General features: G+C 66.7%; 2 protein-coding genes. One reads left to right on the top strand and one right to left on the bottom strand.

The window, feature by feature from the left end:
* The first annotated feature begins 107 nt into the window (after positions 1-107).
* Positions 108-12,704, top strand: coding sequence for a filamentous haemagglutinin family protein (locus tag PXJ20_RS23795; protein WP_421031899.1), 12,597 nt, complete (start codon positions 108-110; stop codon positions 12,702-12,704).
* A 148-nt stretch (positions 12,705-12,852) separates the two neighbouring features.
* On the opposite strand, the gene PXJ20_RS23790 is transcribed toward PXJ20_RS23795, so the two are convergent.
* Entirely contained in the window at positions 12,853-14,169 is a 1,317-nt protein-coding gene (locus PXJ20_RS23790) for a substrate-binding domain-containing protein (protein WP_421031900.1), read from the bottom strand.
* Positions 14,170-14,385: the final 216 nt, after the last annotated feature.

Raw genomic sequence — 14,385 nt, 5'->3', positions numbered from 1 at the left:
CATCGGGGAACAGGGTAAATCGCAGGTGCGGCTTCGCGTGGCGCCGGAATGGGCGTGAAGGGACGCGACGGGCGGGGCCGCCCACTTCTTAGGCTTCGGGGTGAAGAATGGCAGCACGCGCACGCGTCGTACGAGAACATAACCCGCAGGGTTCGCAGACGGTCCTGAAGTCCGACGTGCGGCCGCTGTGCCGCGCGGTGGCGCTGATGCTGGCCGCAGGCTTCACGGCGCATGCGCATGCCGCGGGCATCGTGAACCTCGGGCAGGCCACGGTGCGCAACGCCGCGGGCGGTGTGGGTGGCACGGGGGCAGGCGTGCCGAACCTGGGCGTTTCGGCGCAGCAGGCATTGCAGGCGAGCCAGCCGTCCATTCGCAATCTTGGTCATGCGGCCCAGGCCATCGCGGCGCAGATCGCCGCGCAGCAGAGCGCCGCGGCAGCGGCCGCGGCGACAACCTCCACCGTGCCGAACGGTCTCACGCCGGGCGGCCTTCAGGTGGCGGCGGGCGTGAGCAGCGACCCGAACAACGCGCTGCTCTGGTACAACGCCAACGCGCCGACGCAAACCGTGGACAGCAGCGGCCACGTCAACGTGGACGTGAAGCAGACCGGCCAGAACGCCGTGCTGACCTGGCAGACCATGAACGTGGGCCGGCAGACCACGCTCAACTTCGATCAGTCGTCGGGCACGCAGACCAACGGCGCGAACAACTGGGCGGTGCTGAACCGCATCGAAGACCCGAGCGGGCGGCCCAGCCAGATTCTCGGCAACATCACCGCGCAGGGCTCGGTGTACGTCATCAACCGCAACGGCATTCTGTTCGGAGCGGGCTCGCAGGTGAACGTGCATTCGCTGGTGGCGTCGTCGCTGAACCTGCTCGATACGAAAGACGAACTGGTGCAAAGCGCCGCTGGCATCGTCGCCAGCAACAAGCAGTTCCTGAGTCTCTCGGCGGGGACGACGGGCGGGCTCGCTTATCCCGAGTCGGGCAATTCGACGGGCGTGCAGGGTTCGACCGGAACGCCCAACGAGATTCTGGGTTTGGGCAATCAGGTCACGACGGGGCAGGCGTACCAGGCGCCGGGCGACGTGACGATCGAGCCCGGTGCGTCCATCACGACGCACACGAACGGCACCGTCACCGACGGTGGCTTCGTGATCGTGGCGGCGCCCAACGTGACGAACGGGGGCAGCATCACGGCGACGGCCGGGCAAGTGGTGCTGGCTGCGGGCGTGGGCGTGAGCGTCAAACCGAACAAGTCGGGCGTCACGGCTAATCCGCAGATCCTGCTGCCCGAGCTGAGCGGCCAGATCTTCACCGTCCAGAATGGCTCGACGATCGACATCACGCCCGCCGGCACGCTGACGAACACGGGCATCGTTCAGGCCGCGCGCGGCAATGTGAACCTGCTGGGCAGCAGCGTGCAGCAGAACGGCGTGGTGGGCGTGACCACGAGCGTCAACACGCCGGGCAGCATCACGATCTCGACCATCGACGAGTTCGAGTCCAACGACCCGACGGGCAAGCCCTACTCTGGCAGCTCGGCGGCTCCCACGGGCGACGGGGTGTTCACGGGCGCGCACCGCGCCGGCTTTCTGAGCTTCGGCCCCGATGCGGTCACCGCCGTGATGCCCGACAACGACGGCCAGACCGCCACCTCCACGCCGGGCACGGTGTTCACGGCCGGTAACGTCTCGCTGACGTCGGGCTCGGTCTGGTTCCAGGGCGGCTCGCTGATCGAGGCGCCGGGCTCGAGCGTCTCCGTCAACGCGCTCACGCAGTCCGCGGTGGGCTATGCCACGCCGCCGGGGCAGACCGCGGTGCCGGGCCGCATCTATCTGGACAGCGGCGCGATCATCGACGTCTCGGGGCTCGCCAACGTCGAGCTGCCCATCGCGCAGACGCTCGTTACGGTTCCGCGTCTTGGCCAGAACGAACTGGCCGACTCGCCGCTTCTGCGCGACGGCTTTCTGTTCGGCCTCAAGAACGTGGTGGTGGACAGCACGCTCACGGGCACGCGCAGCGACGGCGTGCAGTGGGTGGGCAGCCCCATCCTGAATCTCTCGGGGTACGTGAACCTGATTCCGCGCACGGTGGACCAGTTGCTCACCAACGGCGGCACCGTCACGCTCACGGGCAACGAGGTGATGACGGCCACGGGTTCGTCCATCAACCTCAACGGCGGCTACGTCCACTACGACGGCGGCATGGTCAACACGACACGGCTCGTGGACGCGAACGGCGCCATCGTGCCCATCGGCGAGGCCAATCCCTACGACACGTATCTGGGCATTGCCGGCGCGTTCACGGAAACGCACCCGCGCTGGCAGGTCACGAAGACCTGGTACAACCCGCTGCAAAGCGGCACGGGTTACTACGAGCCCGACTTCATCGTGGGCGGCAACGCCGGCACGCTGGACGTCTACGCCGCGCAGTCGCTCGTGCTCGACGGCGATATTTCCGCGCAGGCGTTCGGCGGGTCCAAACAGACGCAGGGCAACAGCTTGCCAACCGGCGGCACGTTCAACCTGGCCGTCGATCCGAAGCTCACCACGAGCGGGCAAGTCATCGCGCTCACACTGAACAATTCGGCGGCCGCGCCCTCGGGCGAAACAAGCCTTGTGATCCTGCAAAACACGGCGCCGCAACTGAACGGTCTCGTGCCCGGCTTCTCCATCGACACGCCGATCACTGCCGCAACGCTCGGCACGACGTCGGCCACCGACCCGAACAACCTGCTCGCCACGATGGTGCTGCCGGCCGATACGCTCAGCGCGGGCGGCTTCGCCAACGTCAACATCGCGAGCGACAAGCTGAACGGCAAGGGTTTTGTCGTGGCCAAAGGCACGACGCTCGCGTTGCAGCCGGGCGGCTCGCTCTCGTTTTCGGGCACGCATCCGGGCAGCACGACGATTGCCGGCGAGGTCTCTATTCCGTCGGGCAAGGTCACTGTTTCGAACGGCGGCAGCATCACGGTCACGTCTACCGGCACCATCGATGTGGCCGGGCAGTGGGTGAACAACGACGTGCAGACCGCGCCGGACACGACGCCCGGCAACAGCGAGTTCATCAACGGCGGCAGCATCAGCCTGACGGCGGGCGGCCGGCTCGATCTGCAGCCGGGCAGCGTGCTCGACGTCTCGGGCGGCGGCGAGATGCAGGCCAACGGCCAGTTGCTCATGAACAACGGCATTGCCGCGGGCAAGGGCGGCAGCGTGTCGCTCGTCACGTTCGACAACTACCTGGCCCAGGTGCCGGCCGACCCGTACCTCGCCATGGACGGCACCATCAAGAGCTTCGGCTTTTCGGGCGGCGGCACGCTCACGCTGGGCGCGGCCGGGTTCCAGGTGGGCGGCGACACCTCCGCGGCGCATCCGTGGGACGTGGTGCTGCCCGCGGACTTCTTCGCGAACCAGGGTTTCGGCAACTACGTGCTCAATGCGCTGTACGACAGCACCGTGGCCGCCGGCGCCACCGTGCGGCTCACGCAGCAGAACACCGTGCCCGATGCCGTCGCGCTGCAAGGCGCCGCGAGCGGCACGAACCTGTCGAGCGCCGGCCTCACGACCGTCGGCACCTTGGACGCGTACCACCGGCAGGCCACGAGCCTCGTGATGACGGGCGGCGGCTACCTGCCCGTCTTCGACAACCTGTTCAATCAAGGCACCCCGGTTCCACCGGTCCAGATTCCCACGACGGACGGTTCGGTCGGCACCGTGAGCGTGGGCCAGGGTGCCTCGATCGTGGCGGATGCGGGCGCGAGCATCGGGCTTGGGTCGCCGGTGCAGGTCACCGTGCTCGGCTCGCTGATCGCGCCGGGCGGTTCGATCACGTTGAGCGCGGAGTCGAAGGTGGGCGCGCTCCATACCGTGACGGGACAGGCCGCGCCGCCAAACGGCTACACGAGCCCGAGCCAGTCGGTATGGCTCGGCCCCGACGCATTGCTCGACGTGTCGGGCGTCGCGCTCACCAATCCGCTCGCCGCGCCGGTCAAGAACGGACAGACCACGGTCACGCCGAACACGGGCAAGGTGCTGCCGGGCGGCTCCGTGATGATTGCCGACGACTCGGGATACATCGTGGCCCAGGCGGGTTCAAAGATCGACGTGTCGGGCACGGCCGCCAGCTTCGACCAGTTGCAGGCGAACGGCACGTATGCTTCGCAGCCGGTCTGGAGCGACGCGGGTTCCATCACGCTGGCCGCATCGAGCGGCCTTATGTTCGACGGCACGCTGAAGGCCCAGCCGGGCGCGAGCCAGGCGCAAGGCGGCACGCTCACGCTGCTGCCCGAAGGCAACACGGCCAGCGCCCTGGTGTTGCAGCAGAGCGGCACCTTCGTTCCTGCGGGGCTCGCGCCGGGCCAGAGCATTGTGGACGTGGCGGGCGTGTTGCAGGGAGGCGGCAACGGCACCGCAGCCGCCAAGGGGCCCACCGGCGTGATTCAGTTCGCCACGGACCGCCTGACCGGCTCGGGCCTCTCGACCTTCATCGTGGGCGACAGCACGTCGCCTTCGCCCGTGCCCGTCGCGTTCGTGGGCGACGTGGGCATTTCCGTGTCGAAGGCGGTGCAGATCTATACCAACCAGATCGTCGCGCTCAGCAACAGCCAGCTTGGCCAGTTGCAGTCGAGTACCGCGGATTCGTCGGGCAACTACACGTTGCCTACGGTCGCTTCGGTGTTGGGCAATCAGAGCGGGACGGCTTCGCTCGGCTCGACCGTGACGATCGACGCGCCGTATGTGGCGCTGGTGGGGCCCACGCTCATCAACCCCGCAACGGCACCTGCGGCCGGCGCGCTGTCGGACGCGACGCTCAACGTGAACGCGTCGTTCATCGACCTCGAGAACCAGGTTCAGCTCAACAACGTCGGGCAGGCCAACTTCACGAGCAGCGGCGACATCCGGCTCAGTTCGACCAGTTCCGTTAACACCGCCCTGCAAGCGGGCCAGCTTTATACCACCGGCAATCTCACGTTCAAGGCCGCGGACGTCTATCCGGCGACGGGCACCACCTTCATTCTCGACGCGGTGGGTCCGGCGCCCACCACCATCACGTTCGAATCGAACGGCACCTCTGGTGTGCCGCTCTCGGCAGGCGGCACGCTGCTCGTGGACGCAACGGACATCGTGCAGGGCGGCACGGTGCGTGCGCCGTCGGGCACGCTCGTGTTCGGCGTGGGCGACCCTTCGAACAGCGCGACGAAGACGCAGTTCAACGGCCTGACGCTCGTCGCGACGGATTCGGTGACGTTCGCGGGCGGCAGCGTCACCTCGGTATCGAACGGCAACACGGTGATTCCGTACGGTGCGACGGTGGACGGCGTGGAGTGGCAGTTCAGCCCGGTGGCCAACAGCACGACGGCCGACGTCACGGCGCCGCCCGCGAAATACATCGGCGTGAACGGCGGCAGCATTGCGTTGAACAAAGGCGCGACTATCGACCTCTCGGGCGGCGGCGATCTGCAGGCCGCCGAGTGGGTGCCGGGCACGGGCGGTACGCGCGACGTGCTCTCGCAATACAACCTCAGCTACGCGAACAGTGCGGCGGGTACGGCGGTGCCCGTGAACGTGGGCGCGACGAACGTGTACGCCATCGTGCCGGGCGCCCAGTCGCCGGTCGCGGCTTACGACCCGGTGTTCGCGCAGACGCTTCAGCCTCTCACTAACGCGAACGGCACGGCCGGCACCACGACGACGAGCCTCGGCGTGGGCCAGGCCGGCACGGGCAGCGCCGTGGGTCAGGCCGTGTACCTCTCCGGCGTGCCGGGCCTCGCGGCCGGCGTCTATACGCTGCTGCCGGGCAAGTACGCCACGCTGCCGGGCGCCTATCGCGTCACGGTATCGAGCAGTGCCGGCAACGTCGCGCCGGGCGCGAGCAAGGTGCTGGCCGACGGAACCGTGGTGACCGCGGGCTACTTCGCCGACGCGCTCTCAGGCAGCCGCAGCGCCACGCCTACGGTGTTCAACGTGCAATCGGGCGCGGTGTGGCAGCAGTATTCGCAGTACACGTTCACGGGCGCCAACACGTTCTTCCCGGCGCTTGCCGCGAGCAAGGGCAACGTCACGCCGCCGCTGCCCGTGGACGGCGGGCAGCTCGTGCTCGCCGCGACCAACGCGCTCGCGCTCGGTGCCACGCTCAACACGGCCGCGGGCCGGGGCGGCGCGCCGGCCGAAGTGGACATCGCTTCGCAGGACATTCAGATCACCGGCAACGGGGCTGCCGCGTTGCCAGGCTACCTGCAGATCAGCGCGGCCGATCTCGATTCGCTCGACGCAGGCAGCCTCCTGATCGGCGGCACGCGCACCGCGACGACGAGCGGCATCACGATCAACCCCATCGCGAACAGCGTGGTGGTGTCGGACAACGGCAGCAACGCGCTTTCCGGTCCCGAAATTCTGCTCGTCACGAAAACGGATGCCACGGGCACGGACGCGAACGCCGCGAACGGCCTGCGCATCGATGCCGGCAGCGCGATCACGGCGTCGGGCAGCTATCCCGCCGCGAAGGATGCGCCAATCACGATTGCGGGCGATGGCGCGTTGCTGCGCGTCTCCAACGGTGCGATGACGACGGTCACGCGCACCGGCGCAACGGGCACCGGCAGCCTCACGATAGGCGCAGGCGCGACGCTGACGGGCGGCGCGGCGCTCACGCTCGATTCGTCCGGCGACCTCAAGGTGGACCCCACGGCCGTGCTTTCGGCGAAGGCCATCATGGCCGATGGTTCGGCCATCACGTTCACGGACCGCACGGGCGCCGCCGCAGCCAATCTGCCGGGCTTCGTGCTAGACCCGGCCGGCATCGCGCAGCTCGCCAACGCGGACCAGGTCATTCTGCGCAGCGCGGGCGCGATCAGCTTCATCGGCAACGTGAACGCGACGTTCGGCAACAGCGTGGACTTGAGCGCAGGCACGTTCGCGAGCGACGGCGGCAACGCTGTGCTCAACGGCCAGCAGGTTGCCTTCACGAACGAAACCGGCGCGACTTCCGCCGCGGCCACAGCCGGCACCGGCACGCTGACCGTGAACGCGAAGGAAATCGACTTCGGCACCGGCGACAAGAACGTGAGCGGCTTCGGCGCCGTCACGATGAACGCGACGGCCGGCATCGCGGGCCAGAACACGGGCACGTTCGATTTCGGCGCGCTGCCCGTTACGCTCAACGCGCCCGTGTATCTCGCGGATACGAGTTCGGCCGCCACCATCAAAACCACCGGCGTGTTGAGCCTCAACAACGCGGCGGGCACGGCCTTGACGCGCACGCCCGTCGGCGGCGCGTGGAGCTTCGTGGGCGGCACGGTGCTGGACAACGGCGCGACCATTGCCGCGCCCGCGGGCAACGTGAGCCTTGAAGCGACGAGCGGCAACCTCACCATCGGCAGCGGTTCGACCGTGAGTTCCGCAGGCGTTTCGAAGCAGTTCTTCGACGTGACTGAATACGCACCGGCCGGCACCATCACGCTCACGGCCGACGCGGGCACGGTGGACGTGCAACCCGGCGCGACGCTCGACTTCTCCGGCGCGAAGGGCGGCGGCGCGGCGGGCAGCCTCACGCTCTCCGCGCCGCAGCAGGTGGTGAACCTGAACGGCGCGCTCAGGGGCGGCGCGGCAAGCGGCTTCGCGGGCGGATCGTTCTCGCTCAACACCGGCGGCGCCGCGAACCTGGACAGCCTCGCGCAGACGCTCGCTTCGAGCGGCGTGAACAGCGCCATCGCGATACGCACGAAGGCCGGCAACCTCACGCTCTCACCGGGCAATACGCTGACGGCGCAGACGGTCTCGCTCACGGCCGATGGCGGCGCGGGCAACGCGAGCGATACGGCCAACGGCAACGTGAACATTCTTGGCACGATCAACGCGTCAGGGAAGGCGGGCGGCGAGATCGACCTGTATGGGCGTAGCGGGGTGGATGTGGAGGGGGCGTTGATTGCGCGCGGGTCGGATGCGAACCAGCGCGGCGGTAAGGTCAATATCGACACGAGCGCGGTATTCGATCCGGCTGCGGCGAACCCGTACAACACGACCTACGGCTACGAGAACATCGACCCGGCGAACGCCGGCCTCATCAAGGTGGGAGCCGGCGCGTTGATCGACGTGTCGGGCGGCACGGCGGGCGGGCTGTCGGGCGGCACCGTGAACTTCCGCGCGCCGCTGCTCGTGAACGGCACGGTCAATGTGCAGTTGCCTTCGGCGTTCAATAGCGGCGCCGGCATCGTAGGCTCGCGCGCCACCACGCTCGAAGCGTATGCCGTGTGGAGCACGACCGACGCGACAACGGGCGCGCAACACTTCGACAGCGTAGTGGACCCGGCGGGATGGTTCGACAGCCAGGGCCATCTGCTTGCGGGCACGTTCACGGCACAGGGCTCGAATGGCGCAAGCTTCACGTTCACGCCCGATTCGAACGGCGACGGCCTGGGCACGCTCACGAACACATCCACAGGCGCGCAATATCAGTTGACGGACGCCGGCCAGCTTTACACGGGCGTGAAGTCGGACACGTTCACGGGTTTCGGTGGGCTGGACAGCATGTACTTCGCGCCGGGCACCGCGAATACCACCCACCAGACGTTCTACGGCTATGCCAACGGCGATGCGACCGCTGCCGTGCCAGGCACGCTGATGGGCTTCGTCGAGCACGGGTTGGACGGGCTGGCCAATCCGTTTGCAGGCACGAGCATCCAGAACACGCGTGTGGTGCCGGGTATCGAACTGGACAACCCGAGTCCGGCCATCAACGGCGGCGACATTCTGGTGCTGACGAACTGGAACCTGGGGGCGGGCTCGTCGGCGAGCAATCTGGCGTTCCGGTTCAATGGTCAGGCGCCCATCATCACGTTCCGTGCGGATAACGACGTCAAGGTCAAGGCGAGCCTCACGGACGGGTTCTTCCAGATTGCTAATCCGATTGCGGCAGGCGGGAGCATTACCGTGCTGCCTATCGATCAGTACGGCACGTACGCGGCAGCGAAGTACCAGTACAACGCGGCGGGTGGCTCGTTCCCCGGAACCGGCGCGGCGGGGTCAGGGCTGGCCTACTACGCTATCTCGGGGTTTGTCTCGGGGCCTGCCGATATCACGGCAGCCGACCCGCAGGCGTTGCAGGAGTATTACGCGCTGTATTCGGCGTATGCGAAGTTTCTGGATCAGACGCTTCCTGCCAACGTTGCGAGCCCCTTTAACGTAGATCCGCACTTTAGCTACCTCCAACTCTTCTATGCAGAAAGGAACTGGGCTGTTGCGTTGCCAGCCCCCCCCGCGCCACCTTTGCCGTCGACTCAATCGGGCCTCGACAGTTATGCGGTGCAGTACGTCCAGTATCTAGCGCAATACACTTCCTATATTTCGAACCTGGCGGCGAAGTTGGGCCCGAACAAATTGTCGTTGGGAGTTCGCTTGCCTGCTACTCCAGCTGCCGTGCTGGGCATAACGCCGATCACGGCATCGAGCATCCCTCAGCCGGTACCGACCGACAACACCCCGTCGCCTACCGCCACGCCAGCGAACCCCGTTCCGCTTCTGTCCGCATCGCTGACGGGGGGGGCGAGTACCTCGTTCCGGCTTGTGGCAGGCGCCAACACGGCGAGCGCCGACCCGCTCGCCGTTCAAGCGGCCTCCGTATTCGGCAACACCACTGGCGGCAGCGTGACGCTCGACGCACACAGCGAGTACGTGGACACGAACGGCCGCACGTTGGTGACGCCCACCATGATCCGCACAGGCACCGGGTCGATCGACGTGGTCGCGGCCAACAACGTGTCGCTGTTCGATACGAACGCGCCTGCCTCTACACCGGCCGATACGAACGCCCTCGTCATTCCGGGAGCGATCTACACCGCCGGGGCGCCGACAAGCAACAATTCCAGCGTGGGGTCCACTGTGACGGTCGTGCAGGGCGGCGGGGGCACACAGGACATCCTGGTCTCACCCACCGTCACGCCGGATTCGGCAGGCGACATCACGATCCACGCACAGGGCAACGTCAACGGCATGGAGTACGTGACCGACACGAACGGCTCGGTCACTGGCCAGGCGGGCAACAACATCAGCCAGTTCTGGTGGCAATGGATGGAGGTGTCCGCGAACCCGACGGCAGATGCTACAGGCGCGCCGAGCACGCTCCTGCGTAGCACTTCCATCAATTTCGGCGCGTTCGACCAGGGCGTGATGAGCGTAGGCGGCAACGTATCCGTCCATGCGGGTGGCAACGTCTCGGACCTCGCTGTGTCGTCGCCCACCACCTGGTATCTCGACCAGACCGGGACGCCCGTTACCGTGGGCGGCGGCAACCTGAGCGTGAGCGCGGGCGGCAATATTCTGAGCGGCGACTACTTCGTGGCGAAGGGCACGGGAACGATCACGGCCGGTGGGCGCATCGGATCGGACTTCAGCGTGAACGCGCGGCAGAGCAACCAGGCAGCTGTCGCAGTATCGACAATATTGGCGGCCCAGGACGGTGTGTTCAACGTGACGGCGCGCCAGGGTGCCGATATCGGCGCGGTCCTCGATCCTTCATACGCGAGTACCTTCAATCAACCGGGAGGATCCCCCACCGCTTCCATCACCCTGCTGGGCTACAAGCAGTACGCGGATGGCCAGGGCTACTCGGCGACTTCCGCCGTCAACGTGCTCTCGACAACAGGCGACGTCCAGTTCGGCACGCTTGGCGGTCTGCTGACGGGCGCGGAGGGTACGTTGCCCGCCAGCGTGAACCTCACCGCGTTCGACGGCGGCATCGACGTGGCGTCAGGCGGCACGCTGTACCCGTCCGCGGTGGGTCAGTTGAATCTGATCGGCAACCAGTCGGTGAACATTTCCAATGCAGCCGCTTTGACGGGAGCCGCCCTTTCCGCCAATTTCGTGATGTCGGACGCCGACCCGTCGCAGATGCCTTCGCCCACGCAGCCGCAGGCAAAGCCGGGTGCGCACGCCGTGAGTCCGTTGCATGCCTCGGACACGGAGCCCTCCCGCATCTATAGCCTGAACGGCAGCATCGTAAATGGCGTTTTAGGTACGTCGGGCTTCTATACGCAACTGGTGTCGCTTTCGGTCGACAAGCCCGCGCTGATCCAGGCGGGGCAGGACATCGTCAATCTCGCGTTCCAGGGGCAGAACCTGCGCAGCTCCGACGTGACGCGCATCGTCGCCGGACGCGACATTTTCGATACGCCGATTCCGGCGAACGGGGGCGGAGCCGTCCCAGCGCTGGTGTTGGGCGGCCCTGGCACGTTTGACGTCGAGGCTGGACGCAACATCGGTCCACTGACGAGCCAGGCGCAGGAGTACGCTGCTCTCGGGACGCAGTATCCGCGTGGAACCGGACTGGTTACCGGCATCGACGCCGTAGGCAACACGAACAACCCGAACCTTCCGCACGAAAGCGCGAACATCAACGTGCTGTTCGGCGTGGGACCCGGTGTGGCGCTGGCGAATTTCGTTTCGACCTATATCGATCCGGCCAGCTCCGTTGCCGGGGTGCCTGGCGCGACGCCGGCGCTCATCGCGTTCATGGAACAGTACGATGCCGGGCTGGGCATCGATACGGGCCTCCAGAAAGACCGTCAGGCTGCTCAGGCCGCAGTGGGCACGCTCACCGCCGGCGAGGCCTGGAAGCAGTTCCAGGCGCTGCCCTCGTATGTCCAGCAGTTATTTGCCGAACAGGTGTTGTTCAACGTGCTGACCCAGGTGGGGCAGGACTACAACAATCCGTCGAGCCCGTACGCCGGGAAATACGCGCGCGGCTATCAGGCCATCAACACGCTGTTCCCCGCGTCGTTCGGCTACACGGCAAACAACCTGGAGGGCGGCAGTAACGGCGCCAACAAGCTCGCGAGCACGGGCGATCTGGATATACGGAACACCACCATCCAGACGCAGCAGGGCGGCAACGTCTCGATACTCGGTCCCGGCGGGCAAGCGCTTGTGGGAAGCACATCGGCGCCGCCGCAGATCGTCTCTAACGGCACGGTTGTGGTTGGTCCCGGCATGATGGGCATTCTGACGCTCGAGCAGGGCAACATCGATATCTTCACAGACCGCAGCGTGCTGCTCGCCCAGAGCCGGATCTTCACGGAGCAGGGCGGCGACCTGACCATCTGGAGTTCGAACGGCGACATCAACGCGGGCAAGGGCGCGAAGACCTCGGCCGACACGCCCGCGCCGCAATACGCGTGCGACCCGAACCATTACTGCATCGTGGATGCGCGCGGCGAGGTGACGGGCGCGGGCATCGCGACGTTGCAGTCGGTGCCGGGCGCGCCGCCGGGCAACGCGAACCTCATCGCGCCGCGCGGCACGGTGGATGCGGGCGACGCCGGCATTCGCGTGTCGGGCAACCTCAACGTGGCGGCGCTGCACGTGGCGAACGTGGACAACATCCAGGTGCAGGGCACGTCGCTCGGCGTGCCGGTGACGCAGGCCGTGAATACGGGCGCACTGACGGCGGCCAGTTCGGCGGCATCCGCGGCGAGCCAGATGGCGCAGGACCTCGTGAAGAACAACGCGTCCGGCGTGGGCCAGCGGCGCTGGGCCATCTCGGTGCAGGTGGAAGGCTTCGGCGACGCCGGCGACGACAGGAAGCGCAAGCGCGAGCAGGTGGGGTATGACGCGTCGAGCGCGGTGTCCGTTGTCGGATTCGGGCCAGTGGCGCCGGCTCAACGCTCGGGCTTGACGCAGGAAGAGCGGGAGCGGTTGGGGAAGATCTGATTGCGAGGGATGGGCCACGCCGTTGTTGCGGTATGGCTTGCGCGGTATGGGTCCGTTCCGGCATTGAGACAAAGAATGGCGCGCCCCACGGAGCTTCCGTGGGGCGCTGTGCTGGTTGCCTGCGGGAGTCGCTGAAAATGCCGCGGGCCTAGCGACCCTTGCCACTGCAGACCGTTGGGTTGCCGATGTTTAGCTTGTTGCGATTAGCCGTCAGGAAGTCGCCGACGATCGCGGTCTGGAAGTTCGCCGGCACCGTATCGAAGCCGTTTCCATGAACGACTGACGCGAATGTAGCGTTCGTGTAGTGGTCGTACAGGAAGTCCAGGACGGCCTTCGTCACGTTGGCATCCGCATAGCACTGGCTCAGGATGATCTGGCTCATTCCCGAAACGGGGTAACCCGAAGCCGGGTTGGCCAGGGCCGTGTAGTTGGCGCCAGAGACGGGCGCCCACTGCGTCGGATCAGCCGCGGCAGGGCCCGTCGGGGCCGCGATGCTACCCAGCGCCATCGTCGCATTGGCTGCCGTCGGCGCGTAGTACGTCGAGTTCCTCGCATTGCGAAGGCTCGCGACCTGAAGCTGCGACGACGCCGACGAACTGGACGGAGCCAGGAACGTATTCGTATAAGCCGGGCTCAGGTAAGCCACGGCGGCCGGCGAACCCGACGAGCTTTGGATCGTCAGCAGCGCGGAACGCACGCCGCCGTTACCCGTGGCCGCGACGAAGTTCGACGGCACGCCGCTCGGGAAGGCGGAGATGTTGGCGAACGTGAGAGAATCGACGAACGTGACGCCGCCGGCCGTGTTGGCGGTCGTGCAGACCGCGGCCAGGTGGCGCGTCAGCAGTTCGGTCGTGCCGCTGCCGACCGCATCGTAGACCACCCTGATCGGCAAGTTCAGGCTGTACGTGGCGTCCGTCTCGGGGTTCGTCACCTGGTTCCAGTTCGTGAGCTTGCCCGAGAAGATGCCGCACAGGTCGTCGTCGTTCAGCGCAATGCTGTGCGCCTGGTTCGGAGTAGTCTGCGGCGTCGTCGTGCTGGTCACGGCCGGCGCGTTGACGAGGGGGATCGTGATCGGCGTGACGACGTACGGAATCTGGATTAGCGGGCCGCTGGCCATGCCGACCGTGCTGCTCTTGTAGTTCGTGACCTGCGCCGTGGAGAGGGCTGCGTCGCTGTCCGCGAAATCCACCGTGCCCGTCACGGTGGAGCCGAAGAACGACGGCGCGTTGCTCAGGAACGCGTTCTGGCCGGCAGCCGAGCCGACCGCGTAGTACGTGAAGGTGGCTTCGCTGGTGCCGAAGAGGCCGATTTCCGTGTTGGGCTGGCTGACGCTGCCCATCAGCGGCGCGACGAGCGACGAGCCGCCGCCTAGCACGATGGGGCCGGCAGCCATAGCGGCCGTGGCGCTCACGCTGGAGAGAGCAAGTGCCATGACCTGGCAGATCTTGCGTTTGCTGGGGTTCATTTAATTTCCTTGAACGAAGACAGATTGGAGCGCCTGTTGCCGGGACTTCTTCCGGCAAGGGGATGCGATGCGGGGTGTGGATGGCTCGTGCCGGAAGCCGAGAGTCTTGCGAACCGGTCACGCCTTTGAAGCGTTACTGGCACGCAGCGGCATCAGTTGGAGAGAGTTGTGACGCGCACTCCGGCCGGCACATCGACACGCTCGTGAGCTGCGACC

Source organism: Paraburkholderia sp. A1RI_3L, assembly GCF_048957895.1.
Classification (GTDB): domain Bacteria; phylum Pseudomonadota; class Gammaproteobacteria; order Burkholderiales; family Burkholderiaceae; genus Paraburkholderia; species Paraburkholderia kururiensis.
Note: the sequence above shows the minus strand (reverse complement) of the source record. Positions and strands in the feature narration are given on the sequence as shown.